Raw genomic sequence first — 20,575 nt, 5'->3', positions numbered from 1 at the left:
GGACGCCATCGACCTGTGGAAGTCGGCGTCGCTACTTATGACGGGAGTGTGTCCCGCAGCCTTTAAGTGCGTCAAGGAAGAAAACATCGCGTTACTCAACCGTGATGGCCCACTCCAACCGGGCACTCGTAGTCGCTTTGCGTCTTTTGTGCATCTTGTTATGCACGCGCTGGCCCCGCAGGTCGAAGAATCCTGTTCATTTCATTGACACGAGGAAGAAATGACGGGAAGTTAACCGGCAACCGGGGCGGAGCCAGGGCCTGTTGGGTCACAGGTCGCCGCCACATCTGCAGCCCCTCACCCCTCGGGGCGGGCAGGACCGGTTCGCTCCGCTCGCAGGACCGGTGTCCTGTGCTCCTGGCCCTGCGAATGATCCCCGCGTGGACTCCGTCAGCCGGCTCCCCCAAAGAGAGACGAACCGCCGACCAGGACGAGTGCCGCACCCCGGTCAGCCCCGGCAACGGGCGACCGCATGCACCGATGACTCCGCCACACAGCTGTTCCAGCTGTTCCAGCGGTGTCCGTGCCCGCCCCGGGCGGGCGCCCTGGGGGCCATGCCCCGACTCATCAAGGAGAGGACATCAACATGCCCGCAGGAAGACTGCGACGGCTCAACCCGCTGGCGGCCATCGCCGCCGGCCTGGCCTTGGCGCTCGCCGGAGCCGTCATGCCGACCAGCGCTCTGGCTTCGGTCTCCCCCCTGCCTTCGGGCCGGCTCGTCCCCGCGGCAGCTCTTGCCGCCGCGGCCTCGGCACCCGCGGCAGGAGCGGCGGGAGAGACCGCGAACAGCGAGCAGCTGCAGACCTGGTGGCACGACAACCACGAGTTCAACACGAGCAGCCCGGTGGGCGGTGACAAGGTGCGGCGGTCCTCCTTCTACGACGTGAAGGTCGCCACGGCCGCGGCTCCGACTACGAAGTACGACTCGTTCGCGTACATGAGCATCCCCCGCAGCGGCAAGGGAAAGATCGGCTACACCAAGGAGGACGGCGCGGAGTTCTCCGCCTCGGCGAACCTCACCATGAGCTGGTCGTCGTTCCAGTACACGGCCGACGTGTGGGTCGACGTGTCACTGCGCACCGACCAGAGCATCTCCTCGGCCGACCAGGTCAAGATCAAGCCGAGCAGCTTGAACTTCGACAAGGAGCTGGTCAACAGCAAGACCGTCCGGGTCAAGGTGCCCTACAGCTCGAAGGGCTACCGGTTCTCGGTCGAGTTCGACCCGCAGCTGTACACGGCCTACAACGACATGTCCGGCCCGGCCAATGACGCCGGGAAGCTGACCACCACCGGCGGCGGCAACAACCGGGCCATCCACACCGAGCCCCGTAACTCGATGATGATCTTTGCCGAGCCGACGCCGACCGGCGCGGAGAAGGAGCGGCTGATCCCCACCGCCGCGTCGGGGAGCATCCACTACCCCGAGCCCGGCCAGGTCACGAACCTGAACAACATCAGCCAGGACATCATCTACTTCCGCCCGGGTACCTACACCATGGGCTCGAAGTACCACGCGGTGCTCCCGGCCAACGTCAAGTGGGTCTACCTGGCACCCGGCGCGTACGTGAAGGGCGCCTTCCGCTTCTTCCACGATACCCAGGGCCTGTACAAGGTGACCGGGTACGGAGTCCTCTCCGGTGAGCAGTACGTCTACGAGGCGGACACCAACAACAACTACGACCACCTCAGCGGGGCGTCGAACTGTCACGCCTCCTGCGTGAAGATGCTCCAGTTCCAGTCCGCCGACGCCCAGCAGTACCTCGATCTGCAGGGCGTGACGATCAACGAACCGCCCTACCACTCGTTCGTCGTCTACGGCAACGAGCAGACCTTCCAGATGCGCGTCGACAACTACAAGCAGGTCGGCTCCTGGTACTGGCAGACCGACGGCATCGAGCTCTACCGCGGCAGCACCATGAAGAACACGTTCTTCAACGCCAACGACGACGTCCTGAAGATGTACCACAGCGACGTCAACATCGATAACACCGTCATCTGGAAGAACGAGAACGGCCCCGTCATCCAGTGGGGCTGGACTCCCCGCAACATCGACAACGTCCGGGTGACCAACACCCACGTCATCCACAACCGGATGTACTGGAAGGACGTCAAGTACAACACCTGCATCCTCAACTCCTCCTCCCACTGGGAGGACATGGGGTCCACCACCAAGGGCGACCCCAACACGAAGGTCCAGAATATGACCTTCGAGAACATCACCGTCGAAGGCCAGACCAACTGCGCGATCCGCGTCTTCGCGCTCTCCAGCACCGAAAACATCCTCGTCAAGAACCTGAAGATCGACAGCTGGAACGGCCTCGACCCGGGCAGCCAGGTCAGCCTCCTCAAGCGCTACACCAACACCGCCGGCCAGAAGGTCACCCTGGGTAACGAAACGGCTCAGAGCAAGGGCCTCAAGCTCGAGAACTACACCGTCGGCGGCACCGTCATCAACAAGTCCGGCACCAACTGGGGAGCGGACCAGCCCGGCCGCCTCGGCTTCGACGCGGAGACCTGGGACAACTGGAACGCCTGGGGTGCCGGCGGCAACCCCACCCCTGACCCCGAACCGAGCGCGGGTTCTGGCCGGATCGTCAACGGCGGCACCACCAAGTGCATCGACCGCGCCGGGGCCGGCACGGCCAACGGCACCGCGATCCAGCAGTGGACCTGCGCCAACACAGCCTCGATGACGTGGACGCTGGACGGCCAGCAGCTCAAGTCCGGCGGCAAGTGCCTGGACGTCGAAGGCGGCGCAACCGCCAACGGCACCAAGGCGCACCTGTGGGACTGCGGCGGCTGGGACAGCCAGAAGTGGGCCTTCCAGGCCAACGGAACGCTGAAGAACCTCAAGTCCGGCCGCTGCCTCGATGTCGAGGGCCAGAGCACTGCCAACGGTGCCCGCCTCCACCTGTGGGACTGCAGCACCTGGGCCAGCCAGAAGTTCAGCCTCACCGCCTAGCCACTTGATCGCGGGTGGCCACCACCCCAGCGGGCCGCCCGCGACCAGGCCCAGCAGCACCCCAATCCCTCCTCCCGCGCAGAAAGGCATGCCGCACATGCCAGCAGCCAGGTTCGAACAGCCCATCCTGAGCCTCTTCCGCATCGTGACCGGCCTGCTCTTCGCCTGCCACGGAGTCGCCACCCTCTTCAACGTCCTGGGCGGCCCGCACGGCGAGATGCCCAGCACCGGGGAGTGGCCCGGCTGGTGGGCCGCGGTGATCCAGCTGATCGGTGGAGCACTCGTGCTGATCGGACTGAGCACGCGCACGGCAGCACTTCTGTGCTCCGGGTCCATGGCCTACGCCTACTTCGTCAACCACCAGGGCGACGGGCTGTTTCCCATCGAGAACGGTGGCGAGAGCGCCGCGCTGTTCTGCTGGGCCTTCCTGCTCATCGCCGCCCTCGGCCCCGGCCAGTGGTCCCTGGCCGCCCTGCTGAACCGGCTCGCGCGTCGGCGAGAGGAGGTGAGCACCCACCTGAGTAACGCCTGACCGCATCACAAGCTGTCATGTGCACCTAAATCATTGGTCGGGGTCGGCCTGTGATCTCCACATACACGGAGGAAGAGCACCATGAACCGCATACCCGCAACGCTGTCCCGCGCCGTCGCGCTGAGCTCCACCGTACTGGCCACCGCCCTCCTGGGCGTCATCCAGGCACCGACGGCCTCCGCACACGGCACCGTCATCACCCCCGAGACCCGCAACTACGGCTGCCTGCAGCGCTGGGGCTACACCGAGCCCAGCGAGTCCCAGGACCCCATGTGCTATCGCACCTACCACGAGAACGCGAACGCCATCGGCGCGTGGAAGGCCGTCTACGCCAACAACACCGGCGACAACTACAAGCAGGTCATCCCCAACGGTCAGATCTGCAGCGCCGGCGGCCAGGGCGAGACGAACTACCGTCCCCTCGACCGCCCCGGACCGTGGAAGATGACCAACATCGGCTCCGACTTCACCATCGACCTCTACGACGAGGCACGACACGGCGCGGACTGGCTCGAGGTCTACGTCACCAAGCAGGGCTTCAACCCGGAGTACCAGCTGATCGGGTGGGACGACCTCGAGCTGGTGAAGAAGACCGGCAGGTACCCCTACCAGCCGCACTACGTCACGGACGTCAGCACCTCCGGCTACAGCGGACGCCACGTCGTGGTGACCGTCTGGAAGGCATCGCACATGGACCAGAAGTACTTCCTGTGCAGCGACGTCAACTTCAGCTGACCGGGACCGGCTAACCCGGGGCCCCGCAGGAGGCACTGCCCTCCGCGGGGCCCTTCCCCGTACGAAGAACCAGGGGCCCGGGCCGGCGGACAACCACCGCAGTCAGGTGCCCAGCAGCCAGCACCCGTGATCGTCTCCAGCGGAGGAGATTGTCGATGACCAGCACTTCCCACCACCGCCAGCCCGCCGAAAGCCCTGCCCCCGACGACCGGGCACCCGCCCCGGCGCTGGGCCTGCGGCAGACCCTGGGAAGCCGTGCAGCGGGCCACGCCCACCGCTACACGCGGATCAGCACCCTCGTGCTGCGCGTCTGCATCGGACTGGTCTTCTGCTGGTTCGGCGCCCTGAAGTTCTTCCCCGGCGCGAGCGCGGCCGAGGACTTCGCCATCAGCGCCATGACCGAATTGACCATGGGGTTCATCCCCGACCCGCTCTGCCTGCTCCTGCTCGCGGTTCTGGAGACGGGCATCGGGCTCGCGTTCCTGACCGGTTTCCTGCTCCGCTGGGCCCTGGCAGCATTCTTCCTCCACATGGCCGGAGTCTTTCTCTCGCTGCTCGTACTGCCGGACGCCGCCTGGCACACCGCGGCTGTCCCCACCCTCGAAGGCCAGTACGTCATCAAGAACATCGTCCTGGTCGCCGCCGGCCTCCACATCGCCGCCGGCGAACTCACCCCCTGACCGGCCCTCTCTTCTCCCGCCAAGCGCGACTCGCACCAGGAGCACCCGTGGGCAGCACCATTACCCTGCACAACCTCGCCAAGACCTACTCCAACGGACAGAGGGCCGTGCACCAGCTCTCTCTGACCGTCCAGGACGGGGAGTTCCTCGTACTGCTCGGCCCATCCGGATGCGGCAAGTCCACCCTGCTGCGCATGATCGCCGGCCTGGAAACCATCAGCGGGGGCGAGCTGCACCTCGGCGGAAGGATCGCCAACGATCTCCAGCCGAGCGAACGAGACATCGCGATGATCTTCCAGAGCTTCGCGCTCTACCCCAACATGACCACAGCGCAGAACATCGGCTTTCCCCTCGCGGTCCAGAAACAGGACCCCGACCAGGTGAGGGCACACGTGCAGTCCGTCGCCCAGACCCTGGGCATCGACCACCTCCTGAACCAGATCCCCGGCCGGCTCTCCGGCGGAGAGCGCCAGCGCGTCGCCATGGGCCGCGCAGTGGTACGGCGCCCCTCGGTCTTCCTGATGGACGAGCCGCTCTCCAGCCTCGACGCCCGGCTGCGGGCCCGCCTGCGCACCGAAATGCTCGCGGTCACCCGCAGCACCGGTGCGACGACCATCTACGTCACCCACGACCAGGCCGAAGCCATGGCGCTCGGCGACCGGGTGGCAGTCATGCGCGACGGAGTCCTTCAGCAGGTCGACACCCCCCGCACCCTCTACGCACTGCCCGCCAACGCCTTCGTCGCCTCGTTCGTCGGCACACCGAGGATCAACCTGCTGCACGGCACGGTGTACGCCCCCGTCGACGGCGTCATGGCGCTCAACGTGGGGGCCCAAAAAATCACCCTCTCCTACCCGCTCACGCATGACCACCAGATGCTCCGCGTCTTCCAGGGACAGCCGCTCCTCATCGGACTGCGTCCCGAAGCCATCCGCATAGCCGACAAGACACACGCCACCGCCTTCGAACGAGCCATGACCGGGGTCGTCGAGCACACCGAGTTCCAGGGCCACGAAGCGCTGCTCCACCTCTCACTCGGCGGACAGCAGGCCGACGTACCGGCCCAGCTCTCCGACCACATACCCCACCACCCGGCCCGCACAAGCGCCGCCGACGTCCTGCGGCAACTCCGCCGCCGCATCGGCGCCTTCGGCCGCCACCCCGCGCTCCCCGGCGCCACAGAGCCTCCGGCGCAGTCCCCTCCCCGCAAGGGCATCGGAGAACTCGTCATCCGCGATGAACCGGGCGCCCGTCATCGAAGAGGCCAGCACATCCCCCTCCTCATCGACGTACGCAACCTGCTCGTCTTCAATGCACGCGGCGAACGCATCAGCCCCGACCCCACCCAAGTGCCGCAACTCTGACTACAGCTAAAACACCCCACTCCAGCCCTGACCAGCCAGCCTTCCCCCGCCGAGGACAGAAACCGGCGACCGTCCAGAAGCACCACAAGGGGCACGTGGCGGTCGAGCACATCCGGACTTCCGAGTAGCCCACCGGCGGTCCGCTCGACAGGGCAAGACCGGGGTCCCGGCCGGACCGGGAGCAGGAACTCCTCTAAGCCGAGCGGCGGCGCCGGTGGCACGCGGCTATCGCAAGGGCATGTGAACAACAGATTGGAACCTGCGCGCCTTCGGATGTGAGACGGCGAAGTTGAACCGACGCGCCCAGGTAGGCCAGCAGACGTGCTTCTCCGCGCTGGCGGAGGTGAGCTGCCCATCGCGGCGGAGGAACAAAGGCCGACCTCCGCCCACAGCCCCGGCCCGCTGCCCCACGTCGAGTGAAGCCGAAAGAGCCTCCGTCAGCCGTGGGAGCGCTCTGGGACTTTTCTGGGACTTTCGGTTCCATCAACTGGCACGAGCATGAAACAACTGAAAGACCATTCTCCCAGGTCAGCGACCGAATCCCTCTCATCGTCGCAGGCCACCTCGCTGGCTGGTTTCTTCCGGGACATCTGAAAGCCCGCAAGAATGGCACCGCCACACCCCTTCTGACCTGCACAAATGCGAGTTGAGGCGGGGTGTGACGGAGTCCCTGGGACTTTTCTGGGACTTTGAACCAGGAGCAACGGCTTCCGTGCACCGCGCTCTTCACGTGATGAGTATCGAAAAGACGTTGGCCTGGGCGAGTCACGGAAAAGCCCAGGTCAGACACCATTTCTCAGCTCCCATCCTGCGTGTGGGTACCTGGAGCGTCAAACGAGCGTCACAGCCGACAGTCGGTGAACAGGCCGCCAAAGTGCCGGCCAGGGCCGACTACAGGTGCAGTCCCACATGGTTCACGATGAACCGCTTCTCCTCGGAGTCGAGGGCGAAGTAGATGCGTCCGACCTCGTTGGGCGAGACGGCGTCCCGTACCTTGATGTGCGGCAGTCCGTCCCAGCGCTTCCCGTTGAACGTGAAGTAACGCTTGTCCTTGTCCTTGCTGAGTTTCTCGTCGTTGGGCGCGAATTTCAGTCCGTGGTTGTCGTAGAACCACTGGGCCAGCCTGGGCATCTTGCCGGAATTGAGTACAGGTCCATCGCAGCCTGCGCGAGGGCGGTCAGCCGGTCGGCCATCTCCTGGGGGTACGGGTAGCGGGAGTCCTTCCAGCCGCGCGCCGCTCTCGCCGTGAGCACGATGTGCTCCTCCGACGCCTTGGCGAGAGCTTCGAAAGTGAGCACGGCATCCGATCCCAAAAGAGGGATCTCGCTCCAGGCATCGGATGTGGCCGCCCGCCCGCTCCCACCCTTCGACAGGCCCAGGTACTCGTTCTTCCCATAGTCCCGGTCCTGACGCAGGGCCTCAGCGGTGGCGGCATCGCCTCGCGCCTTGTCGCGTTCCTCCCTGCAGCTCTGTGCCATGTCCTCCCAGGACGTGGCATCCTCTTCGAGCTGCCGGACACGTTTCTGCAGTGCTTCGAGCTCGCCGGTCGTGTCTCCGGCGGCTTGGGCGCGCGACAACTGGCGTCGATGGCGCCGCTACCGCGGTTTCCGGCCCTGGGCAGGAAGTGGGCGTACTTTCTCACGGTAAACCCCGGGTCGGTGTGGCCGAGCCACCGCGTCAGGGAGAGCACCGATTCGCCGGCCTCCAGCTGCTCGGAGGCGTAGAAGTGTCGCAGGACGTGAAACCCGTGCTCTCTGGACGGTTCCCACACGGGAGCCTCCGGCGGCCGGTACCGTCCCTTGTTCAATCGCCTGCAACGTTGACGGGCCGCCAGGTTGGGTGGGCCTGCATACCCGGGCAATTCTCTCCTTGCGGGCTCCTGTGCGGTCCGGCCGCCCGAGTTGTACGGCTCGTGTTCTGCCCGTGGTCCCGCACGCGCCCCCACGGGGCGATGGTTTCGGGCATATCCGCCGTGCCCGGACCCTGCGGTAACCGCTCTCTACGTGGGTGGCGACCGGCATGGCCGGCGCCGCCCACGCGAGTGCGGAATCGTTGCTTCCGGTCACCGGCACCCCGCGCCCTCCACCCCGCCCCACGGGCACCGAACATTGAAAAGAACTTCTTCTTATAAATTACCCTCGCACGCCCCCCTTACCGCGCTGGCCAAAAAACGCCGTTCACTCATTCACGACCCCTCACGTCCGCTGCTACTCTGCGAACTCCCTATTCGGATGTGATGGAGATTCTCCGCATGGAAGATCGACCCGATACGGGGTCGCTGCCGGCGAATGCGTGGACCACCGGCGCGTCCGCCCGCGAGTGTCTCCGCTATGCCGCGTACCCGATTCTGCTCCTGTCGGCAGTCTGGCTCTTCACCTCGGTTCTACGCTTCGACTGGGACCGGGGCCGGGCCGTCCAGCTCTTCCTGATCGGCACCATCGTCTATCTCGCGGCGCTGGAGCGGCTGATCCCGCACCGGACCGACTGGCACCCGAGCGGCCGGGAACTGTGCTGGTACGCAGCCTATTTCGGGTTCACCATGGCCGGCGCCGTGCTCGGCCAGTCGGTCGTCGCGGCCGTTCTGGCCGCGACCCCCGTCACGGGACCGGGGCTCGCACTCGGGGCCGAGGTGCCCCTCGCGCTGCTGGCCTCCTCACTGACCGGCTACCTCGCCCACCGCTGGGCGCATTCCAATCGGTGGCTGTGGAAGGTACACGGAATTCATCACGTCCCGGGAAAAGTGAACGTCGCCAATAACGGCGTCAACCACCTACTGGATGTCGCCTTCAAACAGGGCACGGTCCAATTGTCACTGGGATTTCTCGGATTCTCCGCCGACTGCCTTTTCGCGGTGGCGCTCTTAACCCTTGTCCAAGGCTATTTCGTGCACGCGAACGTGGACGTCCGACTCGGTCCGCTTCACCACGTCCTGGCCAGCCCCGAGCAACACCGGCTGCACCACAGCGCCGACCTGGCCGAGGCCGGTCACTTCGGCGTGGACCTCTCGGTCTGGGACCGCCTCTTCGGCAGTTTCACCTGGCGACCGGACCGCCGCCCGGCGATCGTCGGTGTCAAGGACCCCGCCACGTTCCCGGAGACCGGCTCGATCGTCGCCAGCCTGCTCCACCCCGTGCGCCGCCCGCCCCACACCGCGTAGTCCCCCGTACCGCGCACACCCGCTCCGTACCGCGACCTCGCCGCCCCGTACCGCGCAGTCCCGCACCGTACCGGCGTCGTGCCCCCATACGCCCCCGCCCGGCCCGTACCGAGGCGTCGTCTCCACCGGATTGGACCATGACGGACTCACTCAGCGCCGCCCACCGCGACAAGGTCGCCATCATCGGCATCGGCTGCCGGCTCCCCGGACACGCGGGTGACCACCGGTCCTTCTGGCGCAATCTGATCGAAGGCCGGGACTGTCTCGTCCCCACCCCGGCGGACCGGTACGACACCACGACCCTCGGCAGCCGCGACCGGGCCAAGCCGGGCCGGCTGACCGGCGGCCGGGGCGGCTACATCGACGGCTTCGACGAGTTCGACCCCCACTTCTTCGGGATCAGCCCGCGCGAGGCCGAGCACATGGACCCGCAGCAGCGCAAGCTCCTGGAGGTGTCCTGGGAGGCCCTGGAGGACGGCGGACAGCGGCCCGCCGAACTGGCCGGGCGGGACGTCGGCGTCTTCATCGGCGCCTTCACCCTGGACTACAAGATCCTGCAGTTCGCCGACCTCGGCTTCGAGACGCTGGCCGCGCACACCGCGACCGGCACGATGATGACGATGGTCTCGAACCGTATCTCGCACTGCCTCGACTTCCGCGGCCCCAGCATCTCGATCGACACGGCGTGCAGCTCCTCCCTGGTCGCGGTCCACCTGGCCTGCCAGAGCCTGCAGCGCGGCGAGAGCGAACTCGCCCTGGCCGGAGGTACCCTGCTGCACCTCGCGCCGCAGTACACCATCGCCGAGACCAAGGGCGGCTTCCTCTCCCCCGACGGACGCTCCCGCGCCTTCGACGCCTCCGCCGACGGCTACGTACGGGCCGAGGGCGTCGGCGTCGTGGCGCTCAAGCGCCTCTCGGACGCGCTGCGCGACGGCGACCCGGTGCACGCCGTGGTGATCGGCAGCGGGGTGAACCAGGACGGACGCACCAACGGCATCACCGTGCCCAGCGCCGACGCCCAGGCCACGCTCATCGAGCGGGTCTGCGCCAAGGCGGGAGTGACACCGGGCAGCCTCCAGTACGTCGAGGCGCACGGCACCTCCACCCCCGTCGGCGACCCGATCGAAGCGCGGGCGCTGGGCCGGGTGCTGGCGCAGGGCCGGGCGCCCGGGGCGCGGTGCTACGTCGGCTCGGTCAAGACCAACATCGGGCACACGGAGGCCGCCGCCGGCGTCGCGGGCCTGATCAAGACGGCGCTGGCCCTCCGGCACCGCCGCATCCCACCGCACCTGAACCTCGAACAGCCCAACCCCGCCATCGACTTCGCCGCGCTGCCCTTCGAGATCCCGACCGCACCGGTCGACTGGCCGGAGCACGAGGGACCCGCGCGGGCAGGCGTCAACTCCTTCGGCTTCGGCGGCACCAACGCCCACGTCCTGCTGGAGGAGGCGCCGCCCCGCCCGCCGGAAGAGCCGCGCGCGACGGCCCGGACGCCCGCCCGCTCGGTCCTCCCGCTGAGCGCCCGGCACGCGTCGGGCCCGGCCGAACTGGCCGCGGGCGTCCGCCGCGAACTTGCCGCCGGAGTGCCCCTCGCGGACCTCGGGCACACCCTGGCCCACCGCCGCCAGCACTTCGAGGAGCGCCTCGCCGTCGTCCACTCCCCCCTCGGCCCGCCCGGCTCCCTCGACGAGGTACTGGCCGCCTGCGAGCGCGGGGAGCAGCACCCCCGGGCCGTGCGGGGCCGCCTCCGGGAGCCCGGGGCGCAGCGGCTGGTGTGGGTGTTCACCGGCATGGGGCCGCAGTGGTGGGGCATGGGGCGCGAGCTCCTGGACGCCGAGCCCGTGTTCCGGGAGGCGGTCGAGCGCTGCGACCGGGAGGTCCGGCGCCAGGCGGGCTGGTCGCTGCTCGACGAGCTGACCCGGCCCGAGGCTGAGTCCCGGATGGCCGAGACCTGGCTCGCCCAGCCCGCCAACTTCGCCGTCCAGGCGGGGCTCGCGGCGCTGTGGGAACACCACGGGGTGCGGCCGGACGCCGTCGTCGGGCACAGCACAGGCGAGATCGCGGCCTTCCACCAGGCCGGGGTGTACGGCCTGGAGGACGCCGTCCGGATCGCGCTGGCGCGCAGCGCCCTCCAGCACCGGCTCGCGGGCACCGGCGTGATGCTGGCGGCGAACCTGTCCGAGGAGGAGGCCGAGCGGCTGGTCCGCCCGTACCGGGACCACGTGTCGGTCGCCGCCGTGAACAGCCCGGCGTCAGTGACGCTGTCCGGGGACCGGGACACCCTCGGGGAGCTCGCCGGGCGGCTGGAGCGGGAGCAGGTCTTCGCCCGGTTCCTCGACGTCGAAGTGCCGTACCACAGCGTGCGGATGGACCCGATCAAGGCCGAGCTGCACGAGGCGCTGGCCGGGATCGCGCCGCGCGCCGCCGGTCTCCCGCTGTATCTGACCGCCCGCCAGGGGCGTGCGCGGGGGCCGGAGCTGGACGCCGCGTACTGGTGGGAGAACGTCCGGCGGCCCGTCCGGTTCCGTGCCGCGGTCGACCGGCTGGTCAACGACGGGTACACGCTGTTCCTGGAGATCGGTCCGCACCCGGTGCTCGGCCACTCGATCCGGGAGTGCCTGGAGGGCCGGGCCGTCGAGGGGGTGACGCTGCCGTCGATCCGGCGCCGGGAGGACGAGCCCGAGCGGTTCGCCCGCTCCCTCGCAGAGCTGTACACGCTGGGCGTCGACGTGGACTGGTCGGTGCTCCAGCCCGTGGGGAGGCCGGTGCCGCTGCCGGGCTATCCGTGGCAGCGGGAGCGGTACTGGGTGGAGCCCGCGCCGGTGGAGCAGATCCGGCTCGGCCGGCTGGACCACCCGCTGCTCGGCCGGCGGACCTCCGCGCTGCAGCCGACCTGGGAGAGCCGCCTGGACAGCGAGCGGCTGCCATACCTGGCCGACCACCGGATCGAGGACAGCACGGTCTTCCCGGCAGCCGGGTACCTGGAGATGGCTGCGCAGGCGGTCCGGGCGCTGACCGGCGGCGACACGGCGACCCTGGCCGACGTCGAGTTCTCCCGGGCCCTGTTCCTGCCCGACGGCGAGGCGACGACCGTTCAGCTCGCCTTCGCGCCGGAGGAGGCCGGGTTCACCATCGCCTCCCTCGCCCGTTCCGGGACCGGGGCTCCGGACCGTACGGTCCACGCGAGCGGGGTCGTCCGCACCGGGCAGCCACGCCGGCTCGCGGAACCGCTGGGCACGGACGCGGTACGGGCGCGGGCGCGGCGTCGGCTCGACCGGGAGGCGTGCTACGGCGAGCTGGCGGCGCTCGGCTACCACTACGGCCCGGCGTTCCGGGCGATCGACGAGGTGTGGACGGCGCCCGGCGAGGCGCTGTCGCTGATCCGGCCCACCCCGGGCATGGGCGACGGGGCCGCGGACTGCCATGTGCACCCCGTGCTCCTGGACGCCTGCTTCCAGACCATGCTCACCGCGACGACGCCCGACGACGGCCGGTCCGCCGGGATCCGGCTGCCCGTCGGCATCGCGGAGCTGCGGCTGGACGCGGTCGGCGACCGGGCCCTGTGGGCGCACGCGACGGTGACCACGGAGAGCGACGAGGAACTGGTCGGCGACCTCGCCCTGTACGCCGAGGACGGGACGCCGCTCGGCCGGATCAGCGGCTTCCGCGCGGCGGCGGTGGACCGGGTGGCCTCCTCGGTGAAGCTCGGCACCATCGACGGCTGGCTGGCCGAGGTGGTCTGGGAGGAGACGCCCACCGAGGCGCCGGAGGACGGCGGGACCGCCGAGGGGACCGGGGACGGTCCCGACGGCTCCCCCACGCCCGACCTGGTGGTCTTCGCCGACGAGGGCGGGCTCGGCGCGCGGATGGCCGAGGCGGTCGTGGCGCGCGGCGGGCGGTGCCGGCTGGTCCGCCCGGGCAGCCGATACCGAAGCGGGGCCCGGCACATGACCGTGCGACCCGATTCGGCGGCCGATCTGCGCAGGCTGTTCGACGAACTCGGGCCGGGGTTCAGAGCCGTGGTGCATCTGTGGAACCTCGATCTGCCCCCGCTGGACACGGTCGGCGCGGCGGACCTCGGCGGGATCGGCACAGTCGGCGGCTACTCGCTCGTCCTGCTCGCCCAGGTGCTGCCCGAGGCGTGCCCGGAGGGGCGCCTGCACATCGTCACCCGGGGCGCCCAGGCGGTGGTGCCGGGCGAGCCGGTGGAGCCGTTCGGCGCGCCCGCCTGGGGCATCGGCCGGGTGCTGTGGCAGCAGGAGCTCACCGGTCACAGCGGCAAACTGATCGATCTCGACCCGGCCGGGGGTCCCGGCGAGGCCGAGGTGCTGCTGCGGGCGCTCACGGCGGACGACGGCGAGGGCGAGATCGCGCTGCGGTCCGGGCGGCGGCACCTCAGCCGGCTGCGTCCGCCCGCGGGGCTGACCCGTCCGCTGCCGCTGCGGCTGCGCGCGGACGGCGCCTATCTGGTCACGGGCGCGTTCGGGGCGCTGGGGCGGCTGCTCTGCCGCACCCTGGTACGGCGCGGGGCCCGGCGCCTGGTCCTGCTCGGCCGCACCGGCGTGCCGGAGCGCGGCGCGTGGCGGGGGCTCGATCCGGGCGGCCCCAGGGGGCGGCGGGTCGCGTTCCTGCGCGAGCTCGAAGCGCTCGGCGCAGAGGTGCTGGTCGCCGCGGTAGACGTGACCGACGCAGCGGCCATGGAGAGCTGGCTGGCCGGGCGGCGGGCCGCCGGTCTGCCGCCGGTGCGGGGCGTGTTCCACCTTGCGGGACAGGTGCGGGACGTCCTGCTGCCGTCGTTGGACCGCGAAGCGTTCGACGCGGGCTACGGGCCGAAGGTGCACGGCGGGTACCTGCTGCACCGGCTGATGCGCGACGAGCCGGTCGAGCACTTCGTACTGTTCGCGTCGGTCGCCTCGCTGCTGACCACGGCCGGTCAGGTCAACTACGCGGCCGGGAACGCGTTCCTGGACGCGCTCGCCCATCACCGCCGGGCGCTCGGTCTGCCCGCGCTCAGCCTGGACTGGGGGCCGTGGGCCACCGGCATGATCGAGGAGCTCGGGCTGGTCGCCCACTACCGGGACGCGCGCGGGATGAGCTCGCTGGCGCCGGAGGCGGGCATGGCGGTCCTGGAGCGGGTGATCGGGCAGGACCGGGCCCAGTTACTGGTGGCCGCGGTGGTGGACTGGCCGGTGTTCCTGTCCTGGTATCCCACCCCGCCGCCGCTGGTGTCGGCGCTCGCCGCCGCGGCGGCGCGGGAGGTCCCGGCGGGGCAGGGCGGCAGTCTGCTCGACGCGTTCCGCGCCGCCGACGAGGCGGCGCGTACGGCGTTGGTGGCCGAGCGGTTCGCGGCCCTCGCGGCGGGTGTGCTGCGGGTGCGGCCGGAGCTGGTCGACGCGGACGCCCGGCTCGGCTCGCTCGGTCTGGACTCGCTGCTCGCCATGGAGCTGCGGGCCCGGACCCACACCGAGCTGGGGGTCTCGCTGCCGGTGGTGGCGCTGCTCAGCAATGGGCCGGTGAGCGAGCTGACCGAGCGGCTGCACGCGGGGCTGACCGAGCTCGCGGCGGCCGGGGGTCCGGTGGCGGAGACGGCGGTGGAGTTGTTCACCGACGAGGCGTGCTACCCACTCACCCACAACCAGCAGGCCCTGTGGTTCCTCCGGCAGCTCAATCCGGACGGCTTCGCGTACAACATCGGCGGCGCGGTGGAGGTACGCGCGGAGCTCGACCCGGAGCTGCTGTTCGATGCCTTCCGGACGCTGATCGCCCGGCATCCGAGCCTGCGCGTCAACATCACCACCGAGGACGGGCGTCCGGTGCAGCGGGTGCGGCCCGAGGCCATCGCCGACACCGGTCTTCTCGATGTGTCCGGGCTGCCCTGGGACGAGGTCCGCGCCCGGCTGGTAGCGGAGTACCGCAGGCCGTACGACCTGGAGCGGGATCCTCTGGTGCGGCTGCGGCTGCTCCGGCGGGCCCCGGACCGATGGGTGCTGATGAAGGCGGTCCACCACATCGTCTCGGACGCGATCTCCACCTTCACCTTCATCGAGGAGCTGTTCGAGGTCTGCCACGGGCTGCGCACCGGCCGGCCGGCGGAGCTGGCCCCGGTCCGGGCCCGCTACCTGGACTTCCTCAACCGGCGGAACCGCTTCCTGGCCGGGCCCGAGGCGCGGCGGATGCTGGAGTACTGGCGGGAGCACCTGCCGCGGGAGGTCCCGGCGCTCGAACTGCCCACCGACCGGCCGCGCCCGCCGGTGCAGACCGACAACGGCGCCTCCGAGTTCTTCCAGCTCGACGACGAGCTCAGCGCCCGGGTGCGGACGCTGGCCCGGGAGCACAACGTCACCGTGTTCACGGTGCTGCTCACCGCGTACTACCTGCTGCTGCACCGCTGGTCGGGGCAGGACGAGATCGTGGTCGGCAGCCCCGTCACCGGGCGCACCGAGGAGGAGTTCGCCTCCGTCTACGGCTACTTCGTCAATCCGCTGCCGCTGCACGTGAGCCTGGCCGGGGAGCCGTCGGTGGCCGAGCTACTGGGCCGGGTGCGGGACACGGTCCTCGGGGGCCTCGACAATCAGGAGTACCCGTTCGTGCTGCTCGTGGAGCAGTTGGGCCTCCAGCACGACCCGAGCCGCTCGGCGGTCTTCCAGGCGATGTTCATCCTGCTCACCCACAAGGTGGCCGTGGAGCGCTTCGGGTACACGCTGGAGTACATCGAACTCCCGGAGGAAGAGGGGCAGTTCGATGTCACGCTGTCCGCGTACGAGGACCGGTCCGACGGGCGCTTCCACTGCGTGCTGAAGTACAACACCGACCTGTTCGACGCGGCGACGGTGCGTCGGATGGCCGCGCACTACCGGAACCTCCTCGACGGCCTGACCCGCGCGGAGGGCGAGCGCCCGGCGGGACGGCTGCCGATGCTGGGGGCCGGGGAGCGGGAGCGGATCGTCACCGGGTTCGGCGGCGTCGGCCGACGGCTCGACCACGACGTGCCGGTGCACGAGCTGATCGGGAAGATCGCCGCGCAGTTCCCGGAGGCGGTCGCGGTGTCCGTGCCGGGCGGGCGGCGGCTCGGCTACCGGGAGCTGGACCAGCGCTCGCGGCGCGTGGCGGCCTCGCTGCGCGAACGCGGCGTCGGCGCCGGGACGGTGGTGGCGGTGCATCTTGCGAAGTCGCCGGAGCTGGTGATCGCGCTGCTCGCGGTGTGGCGGGCCGGGGGCGCGTATCTGCCGCTGGACCCGGACCACCCGGCGGAGCGGCTGGCCGAGCTGATGGAGAACGCCGGGGCCAAGCTGGTTCTGACCGACGGGCGGCGGGGCCAGGCGGCCCGGCTGCCGGGACGGCCGGTCACCCTCGACGAGCTGGACCGGCCGGGGACCGAGGAGCGGCCGGAGCCGGCCGTGGGCCTCGACCAGACGGCATACGTGATCCACACCTCGGGTTCCACCGGCCGCCCCAAGGCGGTGCGGGTCAGCCACCGCAACCTGGCCTCGGTGTTCGTCGCCTGGCAGCAGGAGTACCGGCTGGACACCGACGTCCGGGTGCACCTGCAGATGGCGGGCGTCTCCTTCGACGTGTTCACCGGGGACCTGGTCCGGGCGCTGTGTTCGGGCGGGACGCTGGTCCTCGTCGACCGGGACCTCCTCTTCGACACTGCGCGGCTCTACCGGACCATGCGCGCGGAGGGCGTGGACTGCGGCGAGTTCGTGCCGTCGGTGGCGCGCGGGCTGCTGGCGCACTGCGAGCGGGAGGGGCTGGGCCTGGAGTTCATGCGCCTGGTGATCGTCGGCTCGGACGCCTGGCGGGCGAGCGAGCACCGGAGGCTCGTCGCGCTGTGCGGGCCGGGGACCCGGGTGGTCAACTCGTACGGGCTGACCGAGGCCACCATCGACAGCGCCTACTACGAGGGGCCGGCGGAGGGGCTGGAGCCGGGCCGGATGGTGCCGGTCGGCCGGCCGCTGCCCAACAGCGAACTGTACGTCCTCGACCGGCACGGCGAGCCGGTGCCGCCGGGGGTGGCCGGTGAGCTGTGGATCGGCGGCGCCGGCGTCGCCGACCGCTACCTGGGCGATCCGGAGCGGACGGCCGAGCGGTTCGTGACCCTCGAACCGGGCGGCGAACCCGTACGGCTGTACCGGACGGGGGACCTCGGGCACTGGGACGCGGAGGGGGTGCTGCACCTCCTCGGGCGGGCCGACGGGCAGGTGAAGGTGCGCGGCCACCGGGTGGAGACCGGGGAGATCGAGGCGCGGCTGGCTGCCCGGCCCGAGCTGGCGCAGGTGTGCGTGGCGGTACGGCGGGACGAGACGGGCGAGAACGTGCTGTGCGCCTACTGCGTGCCCGCGCCGGGCGCGGTGGCCGACGCCCGGGAGCTGCGCCGCCACCTCGCGGAGCAGCTGCCGACGTATCTGATCCCGGCGCACTTCACGGAGCTGTCCGCGCTGCCGCTGACCGCGAACGGCAAGGTCGATCCCGGCGCGCTGCCGGAGCCGCGCGCGGAGGCGGGACCGGAGAGGTACGAACCGCCGGTGACGCTGTACGAGACGCGGATGGCGGCGCACTGGCGGTCGCTGCTCGGGCTGGAGCGGCCGGGGCTGCGGGACGACTTCTTCGATGCGGGCGGCAGCTCGATCAAGCTGATCGAGCTGATCCACCACCTGCGGACCGAGTTCAACGCGTCCGTGCCGGTCGGGCGGCTGTTCCAGACCAGCACCCTGCACGGCATGGCCCGCACCCTGGAGGACGTCGTCACCGGGCGGCTGCCCGGCGCCGAGCCGTACCTGTGGTTCAACCCGGGCGCGGATCCGGCGGCGACGGTGTTCTGCCTGCCGCCCGCGGGCGGGCACGGGCTGGTGTACCGGCAGCTCGCGGCGCGGCTGCCCGAGCACCGCTTCGCCGCGTTCAACTACCTGTCGGGTCCGGACAAGGCGGCCCGGTACGCGGATCTGGCCGAGGAGCTGCACCCGGGCGGGCCGTACACGCTGTTCGGTTACTCCCTCGGCGGCAACCTCGCGTTCGAGATCGCCGGGGAGCTGGAGCGGCGGGGCCGCGCGGTGGACCTCGTGCTGATCATGGACTCGTACCGGATCGCCGAGGCCGTCGCCCTCGGCGAGGAGCACCTGGCCGAGTTCGAGGCGGAGCTCGCGGAGCACCTGCGGCGGCACACCGGTTCCGAGATCGTCGCCCGGGAGACCGTGGAGCAGGCCCGCGAGTACCTGGCGCACTGCGGTGCTCACCCGTCGCTCGGTGTGCTCGGCGCGCCGATCGCGGTGATCTCCGACCAGGAGAAGCTGCTCCGCTTCGCGGCGGACGAGCCCGGCGGCTGGCACGGGGTCACCGCCGCCGGGTGCACCGTACGCGAGGGGCACGGGCGGCACGCCGAGATGCTCGACGGCTCGTTCCTCGACGGGAACGCGGAGCTGGTCCGGGCGCTGCTGGCGGGAGGTGCCGCGGATGGGCGTGCGTGACGGCGGGCACCGTTGGGAGGCCCGGCCTCCCGGCGGACGGCCCCGGGTGATCATCATCGGCGCGGGTATGTCGGGTCTGGCGGCCGGCTGCTACGCGCAGATGAGTGGGCTGGAGAGCCGGATCTTCGAGAAGCACGTGCTGCCAGGGGGCTGCTGCACCGCCTGGGCTCGGCAGGGCTACCTCTTCGACTACTGCATCGACTGGCTGATCGGCACGGCACCCGGGACCGGGGCGAACGACGTGTGGCGCGAGCTCGGGGCGCTGGACGGGAAGCGGATCGCCCATTTCGACCAGTTCAACCGGGTGGTGACGGAGGACGGCCGGTCCGTCACGTTCTACAACGACCCGGACCGGCTCCAGAAGCACCTGCTGGAGCTCTCGCCCGGCGACGAGCGCCTGATCCGGGCGTTCTGCCGGGACCTCAGGCGCTTCGCGGGGCTCGCCCCGCACTGGGAGCTGAAGCCGCCGCCGCTGAAGTCCCTGACGGAGAAGGCGCGAACGCTGCTCGCGATCCTGCCGGCGTTCCGGCTGTACTGGCGCACCGCAGCCACGCCGATGCGCCGGTTCGCGGACCGCTTCGAGGACCCGCTGCTGCGCCAGGCGTTCCCGAACATGTTCCTCCAAGAGCTGACCGGCTTCCCGCTGCTCCCCTTCCTCTTCACGATGTCCTGCGCCTTCAACGGCAACGCGGGCTTCCCGGAGGGTGGTTCGCTGGGTCTGGCCCGGTCGGTGGAGGAGCGGTACACGGGGCTCGGCGGGCACATCGGCTACCGCGCCCGGGTGGAGCGGATCCTCGTCGAGGACGGGCGGGCGGTCGGCGTACGGCTGCGGGACGGGCAGGAGCACTTCGCCGACCATGTGATCGCCGCCTGCGACGGGCCGACGGTGCTGGACCGGCTGCTGGAGGGGCGGTGGAGCAGCCCGCGCACCGAGCGGCTGTACACGGAGCTGCTGGACCGGCCGGACAACCTGTACCCGGCGGTGGTCTCCGCGTTCGTCGGGATCGACGGCCCGTTGCCCGCCGGTGAGCCACACAGCACCACGTACCTCCTCGGTCCGGAGCGGGGCGCGGCGCTGCCGGGGAGCCTCCAGCACAGTCTGGTGGTGCAGCGGCGGTCCGACTACGCCGACGGCTTCGCGCCGGCCGGGAAGTCGGTGCTGCACTGCACGTACTTCACCGACCACCGGTCCTGGCAGGATCTGCGGAAGGCGGACCGGCGGGCGTACCGGGAGCGCAAGCAGGAGGTCGTCGACTTCCTGCGGGGCTTCCTGGCCGAGCGTCATCCGGGCCTCGAGGAGCGGATCGAGCTGGTGGACGTGGCGACGCCGGCCACGACGGAGCGGTACACCGGCAACACCTACGGCAGCATCCTGGCCTGGAAGGCGTTCTCCGAGGCCGACGACGTGTCGACCGCGCTGGTGGACCGGGACCGGATGCGGCTGCCGGGGCTGAGCGGCTTCTCGATGGCCGGGCAGTGGACCGGGATGGGCGGCCTGATCCGGGCCGCGACCAGCGGCCGGTACGCGGTCCAGTTCCTCTGCGACGAGCTGGGCCGGGAGTTCCGGGCCTGGCCGAGCGAGGGTGCCGGGCCGTGGCATCCCGGGAAGCTGGGCCGGCTGCCACGACTCGAACAGCGGGGCGACGCCGGGAAGGCGGCGGTGGCCGAATGACCAGAAGGA

The 20,575-nt window shown here is 70.3% G+C and carries 10 protein-coding genes; 8 read left to right on the top strand and 2 right to left on the bottom strand.

Annotation, left to right across the window (positions count from 1 at the left end; genetic code table 11):
• The first annotated feature begins 586 nt into the window (after positions 1–586).
• From OG488_RS29575 to OG488_RS29555, 5 genes are all read left to right on the top strand, one after another.
• On the top strand, positions 587–2,962 hold the full coding sequence (locus OG488_RS29575; RefSeq protein WP_329234112.1) for a family 49 glycosyl hydrolase: 2,376 nt from the start codon (positions 587–589) through the stop codon (positions 2,960–2,962).
• 97 nt (positions 2,963–3,059) lie between these two features.
• Positions 3,060–3,494 carry a DoxX family protein gene (locus OG488_RS29570; protein WP_329234110.1) on the top strand — a complete coding sequence of 145 codons (435 nt, stop codon included), beginning with the start codon at positions 3,060–3,062 and terminating at the stop codon, positions 3,492–3,494.
• A gap of 81 nt (positions 3,495–3,575) precedes the next feature.
• Entirely contained in the window at positions 3,576–4,229 is a 654-nt protein-coding gene (locus tag OG488_RS29565; RefSeq protein ID WP_329234107.1) for a lytic polysaccharide monooxygenase auxiliary activity family 9 protein, read from the top strand.
• A gap of 155 nt (positions 4,230–4,384) precedes the next feature.
• Positions 4,385–4,909 carry a DoxX family protein gene (locus OG488_RS29560; protein WP_236063477.1) on the top strand — a complete coding sequence of 175 codons (525 nt, stop codon included), beginning with the start codon at positions 4,385–4,387 and terminating at the stop codon, positions 4,907–4,909.
• 47 nt (positions 4,910–4,956) lie between these two features.
• Positions 4,957–6,273, top strand: a complete 1,317-nt coding sequence (locus OG488_RS29555) for an ABC transporter ATP-binding protein (protein ID WP_329234105.1) — start codon at positions 4,957–4,959, stop codon at positions 6,271–6,273.
• An 891-nt stretch (positions 6,274–7,164) separates the two neighbouring features.
• Here the strand turns inward: OG488_RS29555 and OG488_RS29550 are convergent.
• Positions 7,165–7,404 (bottom strand): hypothetical protein, encoded by a 240-nt coding sequence (locus tag OG488_RS29550; RefSeq protein ID WP_329234103.1) that lies wholly within the window; start codon positions 7,402–7,404, stop codon positions 7,165–7,167.
• Entirely contained in the window at positions 7,362–7,850 is a 489-nt protein-coding gene (locus OG488_RS29545; RefSeq protein WP_329234101.1) for a hypothetical protein, read from the bottom strand. The genes OG488_RS29550 and OG488_RS29545 overlap by 43 nt, the downstream gene beginning before the upstream one ends.
• A gap of 674 nt (positions 7,851–8,524) precedes the next feature.
• On the opposite strand from OG488_RS29545, the gene OG488_RS29540 reads away from it, so the two are divergent.
• The 3 genes from OG488_RS29540 to OG488_RS29530 all read left to right on the top strand — a co-directional run bounded on the left by OG488_RS29540 (position 8,525) and on the right by OG488_RS29530 (position 20,566).
• Positions 8,525–9,430, top strand: a complete 906-nt coding sequence (locus tag OG488_RS29540; RefSeq protein WP_329234099.1) for a sterol desaturase family protein — start codon at positions 8,525–8,527, stop codon at positions 9,428–9,430.
• Between the two features lie 137 nt (positions 9,431–9,567).
• Complete coding sequence (locus OG488_RS29535) at positions 9,568–18,894, top strand: non-ribosomal peptide synthetase/type I polyketide synthase (RefSeq protein WP_329234098.1); 9,327 nt, start codon at positions 9,568–9,570, stop codon at positions 18,892–18,894.
• The gene (locus OG488_RS29530) at positions 18,881–20,566 is read left to right on the top strand and encodes a phytoene desaturase family protein (protein WP_329234096.1); all 1,686 of its coding nucleotides are present in this window, start codon (positions 18,881–18,883) and stop codon (positions 20,564–20,566) included. Before OG488_RS29535 ends, OG488_RS29530 begins: the two co-directional genes overlap by 14 nt.
• Positions 20,567–20,575 lie beyond the last annotated feature (9 nt).

It is taken from the genome of Streptomyces sp. NBC_01460, assembly GCF_036227405.1.
GTDB lineage: Bacteria > Actinomycetota > Actinomycetes > Streptomycetales > Streptomycetaceae > Streptomyces.
The sequence above is the reverse complement of the archived record's forward strand: the minus strand, read 5'-3'. Positions and strand labels throughout refer to the sequence as shown.

Excerpts from the sequence above, each read along its gene's own strand:
- OG488_RS29575 (WP_329234112.1), top strand. The coding sequence starts at position 587 with ATGCCCGCAGGAAGACTGCGACGGCTCAACCCGCTGGCGGCCATCGCC.
- OG488_RS29570 (WP_329234110.1), top strand. The coding sequence starts at position 3,060 with ATGCCAGCAGCCAGGTTCGAACAGCCCATCCTGAGCCTCTTCCGCATC.
- OG488_RS29565 (WP_329234107.1), top strand. The coding sequence starts at position 3,576 with ATGAACCGCATACCCGCAACGCTGTCCCGCGCCGTCGCGCTGAGCTCC.
- OG488_RS29560 (WP_236063477.1), top strand. The coding sequence starts at position 4,385 with ATGACCAGCACTTCCCACCACCGCCAGCCCGCCGAAAGCCCTGCCCCC.
- OG488_RS29550 (WP_329234103.1), bottom strand. The coding sequence starts at position 7,404 with ATGCCCAGGCTGGCCCAGTGGTTCTACGACAACCACGGACTGAAATTC.
- OG488_RS29540 (WP_329234099.1), top strand. The coding sequence starts at position 8,525 with ATGGAAGATCGACCCGATACGGGGTCGCTGCCGGCGAATGCGTGGACC.
- OG488_RS29535 (WP_329234098.1), top strand. The coding sequence starts at position 9,568 with ATGACGGACTCACTCAGCGCCGCCCACCGCGACAAGGTCGCCATCATC.
- OG488_RS29530 (WP_329234096.1), top strand. The coding sequence starts at position 18,881 with ATGGGCGTGCGTGACGGCGGGCACCGTTGGGAGGCCCGGCCTCCCGGC.